The following is a 20,726-nucleotide window of genomic DNA, read 5'->3' on the forward strand; positions in this document are numbered from 1 at the left end:
GCTAGTCGCAGTATGCAGGTTGATCGAGCGGTCATTCTTTCGTCACTCCGTTTCGCCATAGGTCGCAGGAGGTCACTATCAACGCAACCCAGGATCACACGACAGCCGCATTTACAGATCGGGAAAAGGTGCGCCCCCGGATCGAAGCGCTTGCACGCCGAACCTTGATCGTCTGCGTCAGCACCAATTGCATCTCAGCGAAGAAGGCGTGCAACCTGATATCACTACTTCACTACGTCAAAGTTGCAACCTCTCATGCAATGCCTCAACGTTGCATTACATGTAATTCGACGTTGGAGTGTTGAGGCTGCTAACCCAGTAGCAAAATGGACTCGGCGGACAGACCACCGACCTGCCGTCGCTATAGTAGAACGGTGGCCATGCTAATTGACGCAGCTGCTGCTGGTGGGATGTCATCGTTAGGCGATGGATGACCAGTGGGTGAACGGACCGATAGTGCCAGCAGCTGTCCTTCAGCCAGGAAGAACGGGACGGATGCCTTTGCAAATCGGATAGTTGGAGCATCCCATGAAGGTGCTTCCAGCATACCTGCCCTTCCGAGCTTGCCTCTTTCGCATTGAGCCGCCGCATCGCGGACATAGAACGGCGGCTTTCATAGCGGAGGTAGTTGGCGTAGAAGGAATGGGTGCCGCTGTAAGAGTAATGGGTGCTTGCGGTGTTGGCCCTGTGACGCTGGGCGGTGGTGTGACGTAGCGGGTGAAGACGTAGATGCCGGTGGCAACGGCGGCGATCAGTGGCAACAAGCCCCACAGTGTGTGATGCACGCCACCATGGTGAGAGCAGGCACCTTGCCTGCCAATCGACGGCGATAGATACCCATCATTGCATGCGGCATCTGGCACAAACCAGGACAGAGCGTAGGTCGAAAGGATCATGACCAGCAGACCAGCAAGGATGCTGGTCACGATCGGGCGTGCCTTAAAAAACTCTAGAGCTTTGTGTGGCTTCATGATTTTGTGACCGGCTCCAAAGCGACCTTCCTGTGTGCACGTCCTGATGGGTCACCTTCCCAGCAAAGCAGGGATAGAGGCACTCGCGCTACAAATGCCACTCAGCGAGTTTCTAGCGAGTCATTGGTGGCATTTGCGGTGCCAGGGGTGGGCACAATCCCATTCCCGGCGTTGATTGGTGGAGGGGCAATAGCAGAAATGCCAATCCACTCTGTTCACCTACGACGACACCTTCGGTCTTGTCTGACTTGAACCTGAAATCAGGCTAGAATTGCTAATCGCAACAGGCAGAAAAGCTAACGTCGCCTGGGGTGGGGCCAAGCTGACGACGGGGAATTGGCCCCGCCATTAAACCAGGAGAGTAATGATGCACCATCAGTTCCACCTTGGTTGTTCGTCACTCGGATTGTCAAGGTCAGTGGGACCATTCCACACGAGATGAGGCCCGCACTATTCCTGCACTTGGTGAATGATGCCCTGCAGAACACCATCTGCCACCTGAACCACATCGCTCAGCGGCGCGATGATTATGCGCGTTCAAGCCCCACCGCGACACACGTGTTCCTATTCCTCAGCATCAGCTCGGTCTTCATGCTGGCTGCATGGTTACAAACGTGCAACCAGGTTTGTCTGGGCACATGGTTGTAACCATGCAAGCTTGCAACGTTTGAACCTTGCACCCGTGAGCGCCAGCCGGGGCGCATAGTTTGGCACCTGCCTTGACGGAAAATGTGCTAGCAGCACTCACCCAGGCGCTGACGTCAGCAGCCCCTGACTACTTGATGATGCGTCGCGCGACTGCGCCGTTCACGCCAACTGGGGCACCGACGATCGAAACAGTGACTGCGATCAAACCGGAGTTGTGATCTGTGACGGACCCACATAGGGTGCTAATCGAAAAACCAGATCTCGGCACGAGACAATCAGTGATGATGGAAATGGCGTATGTTGGTGTCCACCTTAGTTCCTGCGGTAGTCGTCGCCGTATTTATCTACTTCCTTGCAAGTCGGTTACGCTGGCAATGGCTATCTTATGGACTTACCATCGTTGCTGCTTCTACACTTATTTATGCTGGCTCCGTGCATCTTGTGTTTACAGGTATAGAGGTCGTTGGGGTTGGATGTCTTGCCACGTGGCTCGATCCTTTGGGTGCTTGGAAGAAAAAAGGGGATTCCGAACATCAGAAATCTTGAATTTTGCACCACGCTGAACGTCGACTTTCGGGCTCTCCCGCGCCGCTCGGTTAAGGCCATCGATGGTTGTGAGCGGCCTAGCCCGTGGGGGACCAGGCGTCAGGCTTATCCACTAGGCACCTCGTCCTAGTTTGCTCGTCGCGGGATACTGTGGCGAACGCCAGGAAGTGTAGGATCCAACCTGTCGACATTGAGGATCGAACTCATGGACCAACCCGTTGCTCTGCATAACACCGCTGTCGCGATCGTGCCGGCTGCTGACGATGTGGACTTCCAGTTCAAGATGAAGCTGACGCTCACGGTCGTATTCTCCGGGGCTCTCGCCCTTCGGTTGGCAAACAAGGCGCTACCAGGCCGCAAGACCATCCTTCTGGTGAAGTGATCCTAGGCATCCAGGCAATGTGTCGGGAGAGGCCCCTAGCCCAAAGCGCCTACAGCGAGTCCCAGGGCATTATTGAGCGCCTCCCCCGGTTCCGTCCCCCCACCAGCACCAGGACTCTTCGAACCCTTCAGCGCTCCTCAAACGCTTCTTTGAAGGAACACCTTTGCCGAGGCAGTCTCCATGCAATGACGCACGCTGCAGCCAGCGCCGTCAGCCGGAACTTCACCCGACAGTTGGCACTAGCCTGACGGTCTAATCCACGTTACTGACTTGCCATGCTCCGAACGCTGTGTCTCTGCCTGGCAATCCTGACCACTGGTTGTGCGACCCGAACCTCGTCAAGTGTGGACATGGTCTCTGGGATCATCGTCACACCCAATGACATAACAGATCGTCGCTATCAGGCACTTGGAGACATTCACGTCACGGTTTCAAAAACCACTGTCTTCAATAGCGACCCGACCGAGGCAAAGGTGGAAGAAGCGCTCAGAGAAAAAGCAGCGGATTTGGGCGCCAACGCGGTGGTGTTTGCAAGGTATGGAGCGGTGACTATGACGTTGACCTCCTATGGCGCCATGGAAGGAGCCGGCAGGGCGGTTCGTTTTGTTCCGTAATATCCCCAACTTGGCACTTTTGACGGCGCTCACGGCGTGTGCGCCTGCCGAACTTCGTCTTCCTCCTGACACCTCGTCAATCAACGCATCAGCTCGTCCCACGCTGTCGACAGCCGAGGAGCGTCTCACTTGCCCTGAGATCACGTCGGCAATCGCGGGTGATGACACCCAGCTCGCTCAAATGGCTGCTGACACCTCAAGCCATCGAGTAGGCGACCAAGTGAGTGCGGTGTTTGGAGGGGCTGTGGCGGTTGCCGCGATCCGCAAGGACACCATGACCACCGACCAGAAGCAGAGTCTTTATGACCATCGAGATCGAATGCTTCTCACGGGCAGATTGAAGGGTTGCAAGCTCGACTGACACCTACGGCTACACCGGCATCCCTCAGAGCACGATGTCCAGCTATCTCGGCAAGCTGACACGCGCCAAGCTGCTGAGGCAGAGCGGAGCGGTGATAGCATTTTCTACCATCTTGAATGCCTGGCGATCGGCGTGGTGTTGTTTCTCGTCAACTCGGTTGAGCTCGACTGGAAGAAGCTCAAGCGCAGCTAAGCCGGCGTGCTGGGAGGTTATCGACGGGATCCCATCGCCAGTCGGCCCACGGAGCCTGGCAGAACACTGTTCTGGATCATGCACCATTGATCCCGTAACCAAATATTTATCGGCAGAAGGTAAACATGTGGCTCCCATCCTAGTTGAAGGTGCCTTCATGATATTACAACTAGGAAACCGTCTGCTGATGTCTGAAATTGAATTTCAAGAAGGCGATCAAGCAAGATACACCTTCAAAGTTAAATCAGCGTGCTACCACGTTACATGGGCAAGTTCGCAGAGTGAGGCTGTGAAGCTCATGACACAGCAAAGCCCGGCGGGATCCTGCGAGATGCTATATGCCCTGAAGGAAATGAATGGCATCCTTTACGCCATTACTCCAAGACACGATCCTGACCAGGAAAATCATAACTAATACTAAGGCTCTTTGATTAGAACCTATCCGAGGGTCCGCGGTCGGCCTTGGCACCTTTGATGTCGCTGGGCTGGCCTCGCAAGCTGAGCGATTGTGATCACTGAGACTTGGTATAACCCTCTGCTTATCGAGAGCACTGTGCTTAGGCTCGTCGTGAAGAAGATCAAACCCGCCTGACAGCCAGACCCTGGTCCGATTGACCGCGCCGCGCTCTTCTGGGTTGGGGCGTTGAGTTCATACTTCGCGCCCAGCGTCGTTAACGCTATGGCAACCCACGATAGGCATGACGCCCTCAGGCCACTAAAGGCCGCCCTCGAGAGCAAAAACATGCACCACTCAAAGACCTACAACACCGCCGCCCGTGTCAGCCCTCTAGTGCTGGCAGACCGCCTCATATCCATGGCTCAGGATGCTGACCGTGCCGGCTTCAGAGAGACCGCCACCCGCCTACTGAGCTTGGTGGATGCTGTGTTCGATGAGGCACCTCGCGGTCATTGACCTCTGATGTCGGTGGTAAGCATCGATAGCGTCTTCGCGGATCGCTCAACCGCAAGGTGGGAGCGCATCACCTGTGCCCTTAGTTCGGCGCACTCGTGAGTGGTTTGAGCAATGCGCGCCTTTGCCTCGGACGTCAGACTCCTCGCAAGCTCTAGGGTCCACAGCACATCGATGTTCACACTATCGCGCCGCCCCATACAGCCAAGATAGAACCACCTCCATCGTCGTCAATGACGAGGACACAGGCTCCATCAGAGGCCCTGAGCACCCCTAGGTAGCCTCCGACGGCCCATGCGCGGCATGTGAAGCGATCGACGGCCGAGTGAGCCGAACCATCCGAGGCTTAGGTGCGAATATCAGGTCGTCTCGTCACTGCTTCCGATGCGGCTTACCCTCTGCGGCTCTTTCGGTGTCCTGGCGGTCGTTGTCAGGAGACCCCATCGCCTCCCCGGTCCCCGCTTTGCCACCGCCTTCGGCGTGGGTGTCCTTGACCCGCTTCTGCGCTGCGTCGTCCTGCTGGCGGTGGGTGTCGTCTGAGGATTTGGGTTCGGTCATGCGCGTTTCTCCAGTTGTTGGCGTTCTTGCGCAAGCCTGAAAGTCAGCCTGGTCCTGCACCATATACCGGCTCCACCACATGGAGCGTGTATGTCCGACAAGAAGCCCACGCCAACCCAACCTAGCGGCATCAAAGGCCGCTTTGCGCTGCACCTGGGCGCCCCTGAAAACCCCATCAGCCTATCCACTGCCCTGCGGGAGCTACGTCGACACCTGGACCGTGCCAAGATCAAAACCTGGTCCTATGCCGACCCGATGTGGAATGGCGCCGATCGCTCCAGTGTCACGTCATATTCCCCGACATACGTTCAGCCGAAATTGCCAAACGCGACTGGCGGCCGATCTGAAATAGTTTGATTGAGCTCGAGCTGACGACGGGGAATGAGCCCTGCCGTCAATCCAGGAGAGTGATGATGGAGAAGCGTTATTAGCTCCTACTGTGGTTAGTCGTCACTCTGATTGTCAAGGTTAGTAGGGGCATTCCCCACGGGAAGGCCAGAGCGAAACGGGGGCAACACCATCTATCATCCAGGCGTCTCTCGCTTGGCAGTGTGGTGAGGTTTGTCGTTGATTCAGTGGAACTCGATTTGAGGATGCTCAAGCGCAGCTGAGTTGGTCCACTCCTTACTCACTGGCACGAACGGTGGTTGGGGAGAGCCACCCACAACGGCAGTCTTGCCGAAACAAGGCTCAAGACGCGCCTAGAAGCGTTCCAAGGGCGCCCAGCGAGTCTCTGATGCGTCGTCTCGGGACAGTCCAGTGGCGGAAGGCGTCCACCGAATACCATCTTGGTCATTCCAAGCCTTAGATCGCGGTCTCGGGCTACGTCGGCGATTGCTCGGGAAGTTGTCGAACTGCACGGCGAGAAAAGAACATCCGTGCTCATCACATGTTCCACAGCCGCGCTGAACGGCCCTGCCGGCTTGTCAAATTGGCACCTGATGGCGACCCTTGCTCTGTAACACAATCTGCTACACGCTCAGTCCGAAGCTGGGATGCAGCAAGCGACAAACGTCTGATCGAACTTCCTAAAATCTAGGTGGTGGAGGGTCCAACCCCCTCCACCATTCCGGGATCTGGACCCTTCCGACCGTCAGCCTAGCCGAGGGATGGAGGGAAGCTGCGATAGCAGCCGCGACCAAAAAGGATTTAGGTGGCGCTTCAGCTCGGTCATTATCCGCGATGGTTCGTGGGTCCGATGATACGAGAGCAGTCTGCAATGCCCCTCACCGTCTCGCCACTCGATCATGGCCGCTCAATTTGGTGTCGATCAAGCCATCGCTGATCGGCCATTACAGCAGGACATAAATTATGCTGCCGATCAGGGCCCAGATGGGAATCGATAGCGCTACGGCTAGCGCAATCCCGCTACTTTCCGTCTTGGTGGGTGCGCGGAGCAATGCGACAAGTTCAGGCGATACGGGGCGTCGGCCGGGTCGCCGGCGATCGCTGATCTCGGTCCGCGCCTCAATCGCCGTTGCATCGTCGACGTCGACAGTCATCATAGTGCTCCCGTGGCTTCCTCGGCGACTAAACATGCGAGATGCCGGTTATCCTCTCGGGCACCGCGCGGTGCCCGTCACGAGTGGGGCATCGGCGCGGCGGCAAGTCCACGGTATTCCGCGACAACTGACAATTCCTGACCCCATTCAGACGATGCTCGACGTGGGTTTACAGAGAGTTACGGTATTATAACGCGGAGGAGACGATCTTGATCGGGGTCAAGCAACACATGGTCACACTCCGTTAATACGCACGGCCCAGTCTGTTCGGTGGAAGACGGCCCGCGACCTCGTGGTGGGTTTCATGCCTTGGGCTGATGGGGCGTTGAACTCTGGAATCGGGTTGGCACTCGTCAGCACGAGCTGAGGTTGTTGGTGTTGGCTGCTTTCACGTGAAGGTTTTCGTTTGTTCGACAAGGCAATCGACTTCAACTCCGTCGGAAACGTAGCAACCCAGACGAGTTTGCGCCTTCTCGAGATGGATGCTGTTCGAGGTTGGGCCGCATTGTCTGTCATCATGTTTCACGTGTTCTGGGAAGCACTCGGGGTCGTCGAGCCAAACTTTCGGAATTCGTGGACGGCGCCATTCATCAATGGTTCGGCAGATGTTGCGATATTCTTCGTCCTCTCCGGCGACGTCATCGTTTACAAATACTTGGCTACCGGCAATTCAACGATTGTTCAAAGCATTGCGCTCAGGCGATACCTCAGGTTGAGTCTACCAATATTTGTATCGTCTATGATGATTTTCGTTTTGCTGAAGTCTGGGCTGTACTCGTGGGATAGTGCAAGCGCATTGCTTCATCGGGAAAATTGGTTCAGGATTACCTCTGCCGACAAGGCGACGTTGGCAACGGTTTTTACGTATTCATTCGCCGATGTTTACTGGTGGACGCCAACTGAGCCGCAGTACATGCCATTTCTGTGGACTATGCAGACAGAGTTGTTTGGGTCAGCGGCAGTCATCTTGTATGCGCTCGCTCAGCGGCCGATTGCTTTCAAAAAGACATGTTGCGCTGCCATCGCGGTTTGCCTTTATGTCGTTGGTAGCTACTTAGCGGCCTTTTTCGTAGGGGTTTTGATCGCGCAGGCCCGTAGTGAGGGACGGCTGAAGCGACATTCAACTCGGCGATTTCTAGGATCTATCGGGCTGATCGTCGTGGGAATGCTTTTCAGTGAATGGGCGATGTGCGGAGATCATCGGGGAACGCGCTGGAGCACGACCGTCGGCGTCCTCGTCGTCACCGGAATCATCAATAATCGACCGCTTTGCGCCGTTCTTGCGCGCAGTCGCGTATCGCGGTTTCTCGGCCACATTGCCTTTCCGCTCTATCTTGTGCAGTTGCCGATGATACTTGGGCCGATGTCGTGGATGGTCATCTGGGCCGCGCAACACGGGTTCGAGACGTCGGCCGATCACCTGGGTATCGCAGTTGCCACGATAACACTCTGCGTTTTGTGCGCCTGGGGATTTTCGCCGGTCGAGCGCGGCACTGCCGTCATCAACCGATTTATCGTGGCGGCCGTGGGAAGTGTTATCGACGCCCCGCGCTCGCGCCGGCATCGAAGCCTAAGACAAGCCGAAACAGGCTAGGACAGGGTCCGAACCCGCCCCCCTCACTCCCTTCGAATAGCCAACCAGGGCGATCCGTCGCCGGGGCCGGAAGCGGGCTTCGTCGGCGAGGGCGTCGATGGCGCCCCAATCGAATTCACCGCGTGCGATCGGCACCAGCGCTTCCAGCGCGTGGAACATTTGCCGCAAGGCCTGATAGCGGACAAGTGAGGCGCAAGTGGCACAGCCTTGGCCAAAGCTGTCGAGCACATCTGCCTCGGTCATGGCAGCCTCACATATTCACTTGGGGCGCGAACGTAGCCGGCTGGGCAATCGCAGCGGCTGCTGGGTCACTTCGTAGTGAGGCAATGCCGAAGCATCAAATGTTGCAATCAGGCAGCTATTTCCCAGCAATGGTATTGCGGAAAATTTAATTGATTGACTCTGTTCGACCTCGCAACGTTCGATGGCCCCGCAACCGTTTGGGTGGAGGCGATGGCAAATCGTATATGGCGGGGCGGAAATGGCGACTGGTATGACGCCAGCAACTGGCTGACCAGTTCCGGCCCGGCGAACTATCCCCTCCCCGGCGATACCGTCACGATCGCCAGCGGCGACATCGATCTGATTGGTAGCGAGGCCAAGGATAACGGGACATTCGACGCCGATGCGGTGACGCTCGGCACCTCTGGTGGTCTGGAGACGACGCTCACCGCGATCGATGCGATCCTGAACCACAATTTCACCGTCACCGCCGCTGGGTCTGCCACCATTCTGGCGGTTGGGCAGTCCATCATCGAGGGTAGCATCACGGCTGGTGTTGCAGGCGCCACCTTCACGCTCGCGAGCGTGGCCAATGGCAGCGAGCCGGGCAATCTGGTGTTCACCCGCGGCTCCAGCCTGACCATCAGCGGCACCGAGACACTCGACCTCGAGGGCAACATCACGGTTGAGGCCGGGTCCGGCTTCATAACCCCGTCCACAGTCAACGTGGTGAACAACGGGACCGTCAGCCAGATCGGCGCCGCCGATACGATCGATGGCAGCCTGGCGGGAACCGGCACGTGGGAGCTCACATTCTCGACCAGCCTCCTGCTGGCGGGGAGCGTCTCGGCCGGCCAGGATTTCACCTTCGGGTTGGATGGGCGGCTTCGGCTTGCCGACCCGACGGCATTCGATGGCTCCATCGGCGGCTTCACGCCGGGCAACCTGATCGACTTCACGACCATCAGTGCCAGCAACGTCAGCTACGATGCCGCGACGGGCACATTGACGCTGAACAATGGCACTGGCAGCCCAGCGCTGGCCACGATCGACCACGTGACGGCCGCCGCGGGCACGATGGTCGCGACATCCGACGGCAATGGCGGCACGTTGGTCAGCTACACCGACACGTCCACCCGGCAGCGCTACGAGAACGCCGGTGCGGACGACGCGATGCGATCCAACGTCGTCCGGGATACGATGACGGTGCCGGGCACGACGACGCCGATCACGGGCGCCGGGGTGAAGATCGGCATCATTTCCGACAGTTTCGACGAGGCGAGCCCTGGCAGCGCCAATACCGACGCCGCCAACGGCTATTTACCCGAGTCGGGCGGCAAATCGGCGGTTACCGTCCTGACCGAAGGCGGGACTGGATCGTCGGACGAAGGCCGCGCGATGGCCGAGCTGATCTACCAGGCGGCACCCGGCGCGCAGCTGTATTTTTCCGCCGCCGGCGACAGCGAGGCGGCGATGGCGAGTTCCATCAACGGCCTCGTCGCGGCGGGCTGCAACATCATCGTCGACGACATCAGCTTTCTCGACACACCCATGTACCAGGTCGACGGGACGCTGGACACCGCGGTCAGCAACGCCATCGGCGACGGCGTAGATTACTTCACCTCGGCCGGCAATTTTGGCGACTCGTTCCTCGACCAGAGTTTCGCCCCGGCAACGACGACCCTGCACGATGGCACGGTGGCGAACGAGCATGTGTTCAGCAACGGCACGGCCTACGAGTCCATCACCGTGCCTGCCTCGACGTCGACCCAGATCGATCTGCAATGGACGGCCGCCTATGAAGGGCTGGGCGACACCGGCGCGCCGGATGCGCTGACGTTCAAGGTCTTCGATGCCTCGGGTACATTGGTGGCGACGTCCACGCAGGCGAGCGAAGGGGCGCTGACAACCGACATCTCCGCGTCCTTGCCAACATCCGGCGCGGCGACACCATACCAACTTGCCGTCTATCTGAATGGCGGGCAGGTCCAGCCGAGCGGCTTCAAGCTGGTGCTATCGGCCACCGGCAACGGATCCGGACCCGGCGGCGTGATCGACGACCCACAGGCCGCAAGCGGCTCGGGCGATATACGGGGGCAGGAACTCATCCCGGGCGTCAACACGGTCGGGGCCACGTATTACGGGGACAGCGCCGCCTTCGGGCAGACGCCGGACGCGACGGAGTATTACTCCGACAGTGGCACCGGCACGTTGCTGTATGCCAGCGATGGTACACCCCTCGCCACGCCGGAGAGCGCGGGCAAGGTCGATTTCGTGGCGCCTGACGGGGTGAACACCACCGTTCCCGAACTCGCCTCGTTCTTCGGGACCTCCGCCGCAGCGCCAGATGCGGCGGCGGTGGCCGCGCTGATGCTGCAGGCCGAGCCGTCGCTGACCACCGCGCAAGTCTCGGACGATTTGGCCGGGTCGGCGATAAGCCTGGGTTTGTCCCCCGCGGCGCAGGGGGCGGGCCTGATCCAGGCGGATCGTGCCGTGGCCCTGGCGGAGGGGATTGCTTGCTACGTAGCCGGTACCCAGATCTTGACGGTTCGCGGCGAGGTTGCGGTGGAGGCATTGGCGCCGGGTGACATGGCGGTCACCGCCAACGGTGCACACCGCCCGATCATCTGGATGGGTCATCGGCGACTCGACTGCCGCAACCATCCGCGCCCGGCGACAGTCTGGCCGGTGCGGGTGGAGGCCGGCGCATTCGGCCGTGGCCTGCCGCACCATGATTTATGGCTGAGCCCCGGCCATGCCGTGTTGATCGAGGGGGCTCTGCTGCCGGTGGAGCGGTTGATCAACGGCGCCACCGTCACATCCGTGCCGGTCGATAGCGTAACGTATTGGCACGTGGAGTTGGATCGGCACGACGTGATCTTCGCCAACGGCGCCGCGGCGGAGAGCTACCTCGATACCGGCAACCGGTCCGCGTTCGGAAACGGCGGCGACGCGTTGGCACTGCATCCGGATTTTTCGTCCACGGCGGACATGGCGCTGCGCAAGACCTTCCCCGTGTCGAAGCAGGCGACGACGGCGGCGCGGGCCAAGATCCTGGGGGTTGCAGGCCTGCTCGGATACGCGCTGACAGCAGATGTCGCGCTGCACATCCTAGTCGACGGCGTTGCCCTCGCGCCGAGCCGGGTCGAGGGCAATGCCTTCGTGTTCGAGCTACCGCCGGCTTATGGCGAGGCTTGGCTGGCGTCTTCGCACTTCGTTCCGGCGCAGATGCGGCCGAATATGACCGACTTGCGCCGATTGGGTGTGCGGCTGTCCGGCCTTTGGGTGGACGGAACCAGAGTGCCGCTCGCGAACTTGCCGGACGAGGGTTGGCATAAGCTGGAGGTCGCTCGCGGCAAGGTTGCGGGTGAGGCGCGCTGGACCAACGGGCGCGGCCGGCTGCCGGAAGGCGGGCGGCTGGTCCGGATCGAACTGATCCAGGAATTGCGGGCCTGGGTCCGGGCTGACAGGAGCCCGGCTCGTGCGACGAGTCAGTCAGCCGCCTAGGCGTGGCTCCGCGGCTTAGGGTGTGCCTGACCCATGGTCCAGCCAGGTGTCTATCGCGCTACAGGCTGCTGCATGGGCGCGCGCGAAAGCCCGGGGGCCGTCGACCGCACCGGTGATGGGCTGCGGGGCCGAGTCGTCGCCCGGATGAACCATCCAGCGGAACACTGGGGGCTCGTCGGGCAGGCTCTCCCGGGTGATGGAGAAATGCACGGCACGGTGGTTCAGGCTCTGGTTGATGTCGGGCATCACCAGCAAACGCCTAAGGTGACACCGGGTTTAGTGCCGGGCACGAACGGACGGGATGGGCAAGGCTACGTAGCCGGGTCGGCCGCCGCGGATAGCTCGGCACAATGGCGCAGCACCTCGGCGCCCGTTGCATTCCAGGTGGTGATGCCGCCGACCATGATGACCTGCACCAGCCCTTCGGCCAGTTCAGGGACCGTAACGCCCAGTTTCATTGCGGCGGCGGCGTGGTTCTTGGCGCCGCGGGTCTGGCCGGCCAACGTGTCCAACAGCGCGAAGATCAGTTCCTTTGTTTTCAACGGTAGCGCGCCGCCGGCCGCTGTGTCCTGCATCACGAAATCCCGCATGAGGCCGTAGCCGGCGAAGGCTGCCGGGGCATGCTGGGCGAGTAGCGTGAAATTCTCGGGCACGCGCCCGAAGGTGGCCATGAAGCTGGCGAGGCCCTTTTGCACCGCCGCGTCCGTCGTGTCGTCGCTCATGCTGGTTGTCCCGCTGCCGCTAGTGCCACTTCAACACGGCCCGGCTTGCTTTCAAACGCCGAACTTTGCCCAGGCGGTTCATGCCACGGTTAGGCTAGCCCTATGGATGGGCGGCCGATGACGCGATGGTGCCGATGGGTCGGCATTGGAACGTGGCGTCGAAGGCGGTGGGCCAGTAATAGCCGCGGGGATCGCCGTCCGGGCGAAGGTCCAACATTGCCATGGCACGCCCCTGCTGCTGGCAGAAGCCCGCGGCCTCATCCAGCACGGCGCGCTGCGCCTCGGCACCACCGCCGCGAACGGGGGCACGCATTTCCGACAGCACGTAGGTGTCCGGCCCGATCGCCACGATGCCGGATGTCATGGCACAGCCTGCCGCTAGGAGGGCGGCAGCCAGAGCGGCGACTTTATGGACGGGATGCTTCATGGCGTGTGCGGTTGTCTCTGGCCGATCTCCGCAACGTAGCGAGATTTGGGGCGGTGGACAATGCAACCCCGGCGTCAGCCGACCGGCCATCGGCGGCGAGGCAGCGTGGAACCAGGAACCGTGCTAGGTGTTCTGAGAGGTGGAATATGACGACCGATACATCCATGCCATCGGACCGGCAGAGGTTCATCGATGCCGTGCTGGCGGAGAGATATGCGCTGGCCAATCCGGATCGGGTGGCGGAGTGCGAGATCATCATGCCCGACGCGGTTTGTGCCTCGCTCGGGCTGCATCACAACGCCACATACGCGCAGGGTGCTGCAAAGCTGCGGCAAGTAAGATAGCTGGCCCAGGCTCTACAAGGACCTAGGGTTACGAGACCTAAGTCTTGCGAAGACCTATGCCTTGCGAAGACCTATGCCTTGCGAAGACCTATGTCTTGCGAAGCCCTATGTCTTGCGGAGACCGGGGAAGCGGCCCTCGTCGTAATGCTCTTCAAGTTCCGGCCGCTCGATCGTCACGTCATTGGGGCCAAGTGCCCGTCGCACGACGAACGACAGCTTCATCAACTCGCAAGCGGTCTGGATCGCGGCATCGCGGGAGCGCGCTACCTGTGACTCAACCCGGCCAGACTTGTCCTCGAACACGACATGCCACATGGAATTTCAACAATTCCCCCCTCATACGCGTCCCGGCCCGGCGACGCCGGGTGCTGCACACCACTGTATCACCGGGTAGGAGAGTTTCCTACTGCCATCCCTTCGGCCGCGGGTCGGCGGCTCTACGGGCTCATTTTCGGTTGGAGGGACCCCAGTGCCATGCCGGTGTTGCATTGCTGCGCCACGCCGATCGCTGCGCCGGGTTCGTTTCGGGGTTGTATGATCCTCGTCGCGTTCTGCAGGGCGAATCCTGCCGCTGAGGCGCCTAGCTCCATTCGCCTCACACAGGGGACACAGTTTCAATGCCGTTCGACCCCATCGTCTCCATGGCTCTTCCAGCCATAGGCTTGATCGGTGCTGTACTCGTTTTGGTTCTGCTGCTGCGTGCCTGCCTCGTCTTCATCCCGAACGACCATTACGGCGTGGTCGAGCGGAAATGGACCGTGCGCGGCAACCAGGACAGCAGCAGCTTCATGTCGCTCACCGGATCACCCGGCTTCATACCGGAGGTAATCCGCGGTGGCTGGCACGTGTTCTTTCCGGGCAAATACCGGATCCACCGCAAGGAACTGATCACCGTGCGGTCCATCGGCTATTTGTTCGCGCGGGACGGTGCGCCGTTGCCGAATGGGCAGGCGCTGGCGGCGTGGCCGGATGGGGTCGACCCACAGGATGCACGCAGCTTCCTGGGCAGGGGCGGCCAGCAAGGCCCGCAGCGCAAGATGCTGCGGCAGGGCACCTACGCCATCAACACCGCCCTGTTCGTGGTTTTTACCGAAAGCACGACCCATGCCGTGCCGCTGGGTGACGCGGAGAAGGCGGACTCACTGCACGCCATGCTGGAGAGCCGCAATGCCTTCGAGCCGGTGACCATCACCGGGGACCAGATCGCCGTCGTCACGGTCCAGGATGGCCCGGCGCTGGACCACGGCGAGATCATTGCGCCGACCGTAGGCACCGATGCCAAGCAGCCTGCGATGTTCCACAACAGCTTCCAGGATATCGAGCGGTTCCTGGCGGCCGGCGGTCGCCGGGGCCGGCAGGAACAGGTGCTGGTGGAAGGGACGTACTACGTGAACCGGCTGTTTGCGACGGTAGAGATGACGGAGAAGACTGTCGTCAAGATCGGCCATGTCGGCGTGGTGGTGTCCTATACCGGGCCGCAGGGGGTGGATTTGTCTGGCGACGACTACAAGCATGGGCAGTTGGTGGAACAGGGCCAGCGCGGCGTCTGGCAGAAACCGCTGCAGCCGGGCAAATATGCGATGAACCCGTTCGCGGTGCAGGTGCGGGAGGTTCCCACCACCAACTTCCAACTGCGCTGGATCCAGGGCAGCACGGACACGCATAATTTCGACGCCAATCTGTCGGAGATCGTGCTGATCACCAAAGATGCGTTCGAGCCGATCCTGCCGCTGTCGATCGTGGTGCATATCGGCCAGACCGACGCGCCCTATGTGGTCCAGCAATTCGCCGAAATCGGCAAGCTGGTGGACCAGACATTGGACCCGATGGTGAGCGCCTGGTTCAAGGACGCGGCGCAGTCCATGACGTTGATCGAGCTGGTGAACAGACGCAGCGAGTTGCAGGCGAAGGCGCTGGAGGAGATGCGGGCGCGGTTTCAGAAATACCGGCTGAACGTGATGGAGGTGATGATCGGCACGCCGCGGGCCTCAGTCGGCGACAAGCATATCGACACGGTGTTCGAACAGCTGCGGTCCCGCCAGGTCGCTCGGGAAAAGGTCGCCACGTATGAGAGCCAGCAAATTGCGGCGAGCAAGGAGCGGGAGTTGCGGGAGGCCGAGGCGATTGCATCGCAGCAACCGGCGCTGACGGCGTCGAAGGTCGCGATCGAAGTTGCGGCGAACCAGGGCGAGGCGGAAGTGGCCAAGCGCACCCGCGATGCCAAGGCCACGGTGTTGATGGCGGAGGCAGAGGCGCAGCGCGTGCGGCTGACTGGCCAAGCGGAGGCCGACAAGATCGAAGCCGTCGGTACCGCGAATGCGAACGCGGCGCGGGCTCAGGTGGATGCCTATGGCGGTGCGGAGGTGGCGTTGAAGAAGGTAATGGTTGAGATCTTGGCCGACGCCGTGAAGCATGCAGCGCAGCCAATGGTGCCCGGCGTCGCGATGGCTGGCGGCGGGTCCAGTATTCCAGACCTGCTGATGGCGTTGACGCTGGCGCGGGGCGATGTCGGCCGGGCGATCGGCGCGACGCCCACGGCCTGATCGATGGCTGGCGTCCACCGCGCAGCAGCGCGGTGGACGCCAGCATCATCCTAGTGGGCCGCCGTCGTCACGCTTCCCGTGCCGGGCAGAGGGGCGCCAGCGCCGCCGGCCGCCCCGGCCGACCCGGTCGCGGCGAGACCACTATCGGCCCGGACCGCCGGTGAGAACGCACTCGGCGGCGCGCTGCTGCATGCCGCGATGCCGCACAGAATTGCCGCGAACAGAAGGCCTTGAGATACTGACATGATCGGGACCGGATTGTTGTATGCCACGGGAACGCCGGCATCATGGGATAGTTTCGTCTCGAATTGTGACCGATAACCCGGAAGCCCAGACGGTCACGGGGCGCGACCGCAGCCGTGCCAACGAGTGACTATACAGAACTGTTGGGCGGAAATACTTAATTCATTGTTTTGGCACCGCAGCGGCACCCTACTGTCATAGTGATCTTCGTGAAGGACATTAGCCCATTGCAGAGGTCGCGTTGTGTCAGAGACTTCGCTAGCCTATGGCGAGTAACTTTCACGCCGGGATCAGCCATAGCGAGGTCGGTTGGACTGGCAGTACGTGATGAAGCCCGTATTATTACGGTATTGTGCCGTAATTACGGACAGGATAGGCGCACCTTCCAGGAGGCATACTGTCGTGCGCACACCGAAGACCATGTATCGTCCGACGCAGTTGGATCTGGCTTTGATGCAAGACCCGGCGGCAAAGGCAGCTGAGGAGGCCCTGCGCATCGCGGCCGGCGAGGGCCAGAAGGCGCGAACTCCCACGCCATGGCCGCTCTCCCCGGGCGCGCTGGCGCCGCGCGACAAGAAGGGTGACAAGGCGCATTAGCGCTTGGCTAGGATTTGACCTGAGGCCATTTTCGAATGGGTGTCCTGCTCTGCCGCTGGATGATGATCAGCCGGTCGGGGCGGCGCTTGGGGCAGCCTTGTAGACCGGTCTGCTGGATCGACAGCAGCGCCGCGGCACGGCCCTCTAGAATGGCATTTTCGGCAAAGCTCGCGTCCAGCCCCTGCAACTCGCGCTCGCCGAGGGAATCGAGCGAATTCAGCACGGCGGCCCCATCCTCGTGACGCCGATAGTGCTGGCAGAGAGAGGCGATTTCCGCGTCGTGGCCGAGCATCACTAGATCAGGGCGTAGGGCGACGAGCCAGGCCGGCGTGGTCCCATCGGCCGCGGCGCTATGACACAGGACGATGGCCAGAAACAGAATGGGCACCCGCATCAAAGATTCTCGTCTCAAGGTAGAGGGCGGCGAAAGATGAAATGACTGGCTGCAGGCAGTTGTTAACCACTCGGCGACATCTGAGACTAGCCTTATTTTTACGGTCTTGGTTTCAGACAGGGGCAGCCAACTCCTCGTGAATTTTACCCAGCGTTACGCTCCTTAGGATTGTCCTTTACTTGCTTTCCGCTTGCGGCACGGCGCAGGCTGTCGACCATCTGGCGAAACCTCGTTAGCGCTGGCGAGGGGTGGAGGCGCCTGGTGGCGATGTGGATCGGCGCCGACAGGCCGCCGCTGCGTGACAAGCCGCGATAGACGATGTCGTCGCCACCCAGCCGCTGCATCGAGGCGGGGACGATGGAGATGCCCAGCCCAGCGGCCACCAGGCTGAGCGTGGCGGGCAGTCGCGGCGCCTCCTGCGCGATGATCGGGCTGAAACCTTGCGTGCGGCAGGCGGTCACGATGGCATCGTGCAGCCCGGGGCCGCTGGCTCGGCGATACAGGATCAATGGTTCGGCGGCCAGGGCGGCGAGTGGTAGCTTCTGGTTCGTCATCGCCAAAGGGTGGCCCGCGGGAATGGCCGCCAGCATCGGCTCGTCCAACACCATGTCGAGTTGCAAGGAAGGCTGGCCCTTCACTGGGGAGCGGACGAAGGCGGCGTCCAACGCGCCATGCACCAGCGCGTCCACCAACTCGGCGGTGCCAGCTTCGTCCAGGGTGACGGCGACGCCGGGCAGGGTTTCGCGGAAGCGGCGCAGCACGGCGGGCACGAAGGGATGCAATGCGGCGGAACTGGTGAAACCGAGCGCGAGGCTGCCTTGCTCCCCCCGATCGGCCTTCTGCACGATGTCCGCCAGCTTGGCTGCGCGGGCCAGGATGAGGCGCGCTTCGGCCAGCAGGGCTTTGCCGCCTTCGGTGGGGCGCACGCCGCGGGATAGGCGGTGCATCAGGATGGCGCCGAGTTCGGTTTCCATGCCGCGAAGCAGCCGGGTCAGCGGCGGCTGTTGCATGCCCAGGCGCTCGGCGGCGCGGGTGACGTTGCCTTCCTCGGCAAGGGCGACGAAGGCGCGAAGGCGGTGCAGGTCGATCATCGATACCTTCAGGGTATCACAAATCGTCAGGTCGCATCATAGGTGACGGGCTGCGCCGGTCGTAGGCTCTGCCCCAACGATGATGGAGCGACGACATGGCCTGGTCGGCAACGCAATATACCAAGTTCGAAGACGAGCGGACGCGGCCGGTTCGCGACCTGCTGGCACAGTTGCCGGCGGCGGCGGTGCGCGTCGCGGTCGACCTCGGCTGCGGACCGGGCAACTCGACCGCGTTGCTGCGGGACCGGTGTCCTGGCGCCGTGGTCAGCGGCGTGGATAGTTCTGCCGACATGCTGGACGCCGCACGGGCCCGCCTGCCGGATGTGCGGTTCGAGGTGTCGGACATCACGGCGTGGAGCGGCAGCGGCGAGCCGGTCGACGTGATCCTGGCCAACGCGGCGCTGCAATGGGTGCCGGACCACGCCACGCTGCTGCCGGCGCTGCTTGGCCGATTGGCGCCGGGTGGCAGCCTGGCGGTGCAGATCCCGGATAATCTGGCCGAGCCCGCGCATATCCTGATGCGGGATGTCGCCGAGGATGGCGCCTGGGCGGCCAAGCTGGCGGGCGCCGCGCGCAGCACCGACAGCCGGCACAGCCCCGACTGGTATTATCGCACGCTGCACGGGGCGGGGGCGGCGGTGAACATCTGGCGCACCATCTACCACCACCCGCTCGCGGGCGGGGCTGCGGCGGTGGTGGAGTGGTTCAAGGGCAGTTCGTTGCGCCCCTTCCTGCAACGCCTGGATGCAGCGGAGCAGGAGGCTTTCTTGGCGCGTTACCAGGCTTGCATCGCCGAAGCCCATCCGGCGCAACCCGATGGGACGGTGTTGCTGCCGTTCCCTCGCCTGTTCTTCGTCGCCACCACACCGGGTTAGCACCGACCGAGCGCCCAAAGCTTAAGCATTGCGAAACTTCGAGTGATTATGGTTTTGGGGAAATACTGTGTGACTGCCAAAATGGTATGAAGCCGCCGTCCGACCCGATCATCATGCGCATGGCGCGCGAGGCTGGCCTGCTGAGCCTGGGCGTGGCCGATGTCGCCGGGTCGGTCGAGGACGTGTCGGCGCGGGTGACGAAGGGAGTCGTGGCGCTCGATCAGTTACAGGTGTTCACCTCTCTCGTGTCCAACGACAATATCGCGGTGGCCGCAGCGGCGGAACAGGCGCGACGGCATGCCGTGACGGCGCGGTCCGACATGGACCGATCCTATGCGTCGCTGGAACTGGCCGCACTTGGGGTGTCGCAGCTTGCCGCCGATGTGGCTGCCCTGGGAGCGGATGGTGCGACGCTGGAACAGGCGCTCCGCAGTATCGATGCCGTTGCGATCCAGATCAGTTCCATCGCGGCGCAGACGAGGATGCTGGCGCTGAATGCCGCGATCGAGGCGGCGCGGGCAGGCGAATACGGGCTCGGTTTCGCGGTCGTTGCCGCCGAGGTACGCACGCTAGCCGCCCGTACAGCCGAGGCGACGGTCGGCATCCGCGCTACGGTGGAGGGATTGCGCGCAGGGGCGCAAATCATGATCGGCCGGGCCAAGACCAGTGCCACGCAGGCCAATCTGGTGAACACCCAGAGCACGGATGTGCTGCGCCTGGTGGGAATGACCAAGCAGCGCATGGCCGAGATTACCGAGCGGACGGACCACATCGCCGATCACACCCAGCAGGTCAGCGGGCGCTGCACCGAGTTGCGGGAGGCGATGCGGGAGATGTCGCGCGACATGCATGGCTCGGATAGCGATATCCGCCGCGCGCGTGACACGATCCTGGGCCTGGTCACCATTTCGGAGGAAATGGTGGGCGCGGTGCTGCAGGGCGGCGGCGTCACCGACGATACGCCGTTCATCGATTACGTGCAGCGCGTCGCGGTTCAGGTGAGCGCGTTGTTCACGCGGGAACTGGATGCCGGCCGGCTGACCGAAGACGATATGTTCGACGAGGATTACCAGGCGATCCCCGGCACCAACCCGGTCCAGATGATGGCCCGCTACACCAAGACGGCCGACCGCATCATGCCGCCGCTGATCGAGGCCGCGTTGAAGTTCGATCCACGCGTGGTGTACTGCGTTGCAACGGACCGCAACGGCTACCTGCCGACGCACACCCAAGCATATTCCCAGCCGCAGAGCAGCGACCCGGTGTGGAACCATGCCAATTGCCGCCAGCGTCGCACCTTTCGGGACCGCACCAACATCCGTGCCTCGGCCAACGATACCCTGCCGTTCCTGCTGCAGACCTACCGTCGCAACATGGGCGGCGGCGTGTTCGCGGTGGTGAAGCATGCATCTGGCCCGGTGACGATCCGGGGCCGGCATTGGGGCGCGATTTGCCTGGCTTATGAAACGTAGGGCGTATGAAA

22 protein-coding genes are annotated in these 20,726 nt (G+C 61.5%); 13 read left to right on the forward strand and 9 right to left on the reverse strand.

Annotated features, from left to right (window positions below):
• Positions 1-473: 473 nt before the first annotated feature.
• A complete protein-coding gene (locus GSQ76_RS32610; protein WP_158743650.1) occupies positions 474-971 on the reverse strand; it encodes a topoisomerase DNA-binding C4 zinc finger domain-containing protein in 498 nt (165 codons plus the stop codon).
• 945 nt (positions 972-1,916) lie between these two features.
• Between GSQ76_RS32610 and GSQ76_RS09380 the strand changes: the two genes are divergently transcribed.
• The 5 genes from GSQ76_RS09380 (at position 1,917) to GSQ76_RS09400 (ending at position 4,129) form a co-directional block, all read left to right on the forward strand.
• Positions 1,917-2,165: a hypothetical protein gene (locus GSQ76_RS09380; RefSeq protein WP_158743651.1), complete on the forward strand. Its 249-nt coding sequence runs from the start codon at positions 1,917-1,919 to the stop codon at positions 2,163-2,165.
• A 205-nt stretch (positions 2,166-2,370) separates the two neighbouring features.
• A complete protein-coding gene (locus GSQ76_RS09385) occupies positions 2,371-2,547 on the forward strand; it encodes a hypothetical protein (protein WP_158743652.1) in 177 nt (58 codons plus the stop codon).
• 350 nt (positions 2,548-2,897) lie between these two features.
• Entirely contained in the window at positions 2,898-3,161 is a 264-nt protein-coding gene (locus GSQ76_RS09390; RefSeq protein WP_158743653.1) for a hypothetical protein, read from the forward strand.
• Positions 3,151-3,522 carry a hypothetical protein gene (locus tag GSQ76_RS09395; RefSeq protein ID WP_158743654.1) on the forward strand — a complete coding sequence of 124 codons (372 nt, stop codon included), beginning with the start codon at positions 3,151-3,153 and terminating at the stop codon, positions 3,520-3,522. Before GSQ76_RS09390 ends, GSQ76_RS09395 begins: the two co-directional genes overlap by 11 nt.
• 34 nt (positions 3,523-3,556) lie before the next feature.
• Positions 3,557-4,129, forward strand: coding sequence for a hypothetical protein (locus GSQ76_RS09400; protein ID WP_158743655.1), 573 nt, complete (start codon positions 3,557-3,559; stop codon positions 4,127-4,129).
• Between the two features lie 867 nt (positions 4,130-4,996).
• Here GSQ76_RS09400 and GSQ76_RS09405 read toward each other — a convergent pair.
• Positions 4,997-5,182 carry a hypothetical protein gene (locus GSQ76_RS09405; RefSeq protein WP_158743656.1) on the reverse strand — a complete coding sequence of 62 codons (186 nt, stop codon included), beginning with the start codon at positions 5,180-5,182 and terminating at the stop codon, positions 4,997-4,999.
• Positions 5,183-5,272: 90 nt separating this feature from the next.
• Between GSQ76_RS09405 and GSQ76_RS09410 the strand changes: the two genes are divergently transcribed.
• The gene (locus GSQ76_RS09410) at positions 5,273-5,539 is read left to right on the forward strand and encodes a hypothetical protein (RefSeq protein ID WP_158743657.1); all 267 of its coding nucleotides are present in this window, start codon (positions 5,273-5,275) and stop codon (positions 5,537-5,539) included.
• A 1,551-nt stretch (positions 5,540-7,090) separates the two neighbouring features.
• Positions 7,091-8,278 (forward strand): acyltransferase, encoded by a 1,188-nt coding sequence (locus tag GSQ76_RS09415; RefSeq protein ID WP_158743658.1) that lies wholly within the window; start codon positions 7,091-7,093, stop codon positions 8,276-8,278.
• Here the strand turns inward: GSQ76_RS09415 and GSQ76_RS09420 are convergent.
• Complete coding sequence (locus GSQ76_RS09420) at positions 8,255-8,521, reverse strand: hypothetical protein (protein ID WP_158743659.1); 267 nt, start codon at positions 8,519-8,521, stop codon at positions 8,255-8,257. The two genes, GSQ76_RS09415 and GSQ76_RS09420, sit on opposite strands and share 24 nt — an antisense overlap.
• Before the next feature lie 210 nt (positions 8,522-8,731).
• On the opposite strand from GSQ76_RS09420, the gene GSQ76_RS09425 reads away from it, so the two are divergent.
• The gene (locus tag GSQ76_RS09425) at positions 8,732-12,007 is read left to right on the forward strand and encodes a Hint domain-containing protein (protein WP_158743660.1); all 3,276 of its coding nucleotides are present in this window, start codon (positions 8,732-8,734) and stop codon (positions 12,005-12,007) included.
• A gap of 15 nt (positions 12,008-12,022) precedes the next feature.
• Here the strand turns inward: GSQ76_RS09425 and GSQ76_RS09430 are convergent, their stop codons facing one another.
• The 3 genes from GSQ76_RS09430 to GSQ76_RS09440 all read right to left on the reverse strand — a co-directional run bounded on the left by GSQ76_RS09430 (position 12,023) and on the right by GSQ76_RS09440 (position 13,156).
• Positions 12,023-12,253, reverse strand: coding sequence for a hypothetical protein (locus GSQ76_RS09430; RefSeq protein ID WP_158743661.1), 231 nt, complete (start codon positions 12,251-12,253; stop codon positions 12,023-12,025).
• A 65-nt stretch (positions 12,254-12,318) separates the two neighbouring features.
• Positions 12,319-12,729, reverse strand: a complete 411-nt coding sequence (locus tag GSQ76_RS09435; RefSeq protein ID WP_158743662.1) for a carboxymuconolactone decarboxylase family protein — start codon at positions 12,727-12,729, stop codon at positions 12,319-12,321.
• 100 nt (positions 12,730-12,829) lie between these two features.
• Positions 12,830-13,156, reverse strand: coding sequence for a hypothetical protein (locus GSQ76_RS09440; protein ID WP_158743663.1), 327 nt, complete (start codon positions 13,154-13,156; stop codon positions 12,830-12,832).
• A 146-nt stretch (positions 13,157-13,302) separates the two neighbouring features.
• Here GSQ76_RS09440 and GSQ76_RS09445 point away from each other — a divergent pair, with 146 nt between their 5' ends.
• Positions 13,303-13,500, forward strand: a complete 198-nt coding sequence (locus GSQ76_RS09445) for a hypothetical protein (protein ID WP_158743664.1) — start codon at positions 13,303-13,305, stop codon at positions 13,498-13,500.
• Positions 13,501-13,605: 105 nt separating this feature from the next.
• Here GSQ76_RS09445 and GSQ76_RS09450 read toward each other — a convergent pair whose 3' ends face one another.
• Positions 13,606-13,815, reverse strand: a complete 210-nt coding sequence (locus tag GSQ76_RS09450) for a hypothetical protein (RefSeq protein WP_158743665.1) — start codon at positions 13,813-13,815, stop codon at positions 13,606-13,608.
• 302 nt (positions 13,816-14,117) lie between these two features.
• Here GSQ76_RS09450 and GSQ76_RS09455 point away from each other — a divergent pair, with 302 nt between their 5' ends.
• On the forward strand, positions 14,118-16,043 hold the full coding sequence (locus GSQ76_RS09455) for an SPFH domain-containing protein (protein ID WP_158743666.1): 1,926 nt from the start codon (positions 14,118-14,120) through the stop codon (positions 16,041-16,043).
• Positions 16,044-16,688: 645 nt separating this feature from the next.
• Positions 16,689-16,883: a hypothetical protein gene (locus GSQ76_RS09460; RefSeq protein ID WP_158743667.1), complete on the forward strand. Its 195-nt coding sequence runs from the start codon at positions 16,689-16,691 to the stop codon at positions 16,881-16,883.
• Positions 16,884-16,890: 7 nt separating this feature from the next.
• On the opposite strand, the gene GSQ76_RS09465 is transcribed toward GSQ76_RS09460, so the two are convergent.
• The gene (locus tag GSQ76_RS09465) at positions 16,891-17,280 is read right to left on the reverse strand and encodes a hypothetical protein (RefSeq protein WP_158743668.1); all 390 of its coding nucleotides are present in this window, start codon (positions 17,278-17,280) and stop codon (positions 16,891-16,893) included.
• Positions 17,281-17,420: 140 nt separating this feature from the next.
• On the reverse strand, positions 17,421-18,368 hold the full coding sequence (locus tag GSQ76_RS09470) for a LysR substrate-binding domain-containing protein (RefSeq protein WP_158743669.1): 948 nt from the start codon (positions 18,366-18,368) through the stop codon (positions 17,421-17,423).
• A 95-nt stretch (positions 18,369-18,463) separates the two neighbouring features.
• Between GSQ76_RS09470 and tam the strand changes: the two genes are divergently transcribed.
• Together tam and GSQ76_RS09480 are read left to right on the forward strand one after the other, a co-directional pair.
• A complete protein-coding gene (gene tam, locus GSQ76_RS09475) occupies positions 18,464-19,243 on the forward strand; it encodes a trans-aconitate 2-methyltransferase (protein WP_158743670.1) in 780 nt (259 codons plus the stop codon).
• Positions 19,244-19,329: 86 nt separating this feature from the next.
• On the forward strand, positions 19,330-20,715 hold the full coding sequence (locus GSQ76_RS09480) for a methyl-accepting chemotaxis protein (RefSeq protein ID WP_158743671.1): 1,386 nt from the start codon (positions 19,330-19,332) through the stop codon (positions 20,713-20,715).
• The last annotated feature ends 11 nt before the right edge of the window (positions 20,716-20,726 follow it).

This window comes from Acidisphaera sp. L21, assembly GCF_009765685.1.
Taxonomy (GTDB): Bacteria; Pseudomonadota; Alphaproteobacteria; order Acetobacterales; family Acetobacteraceae; genus LMUY01.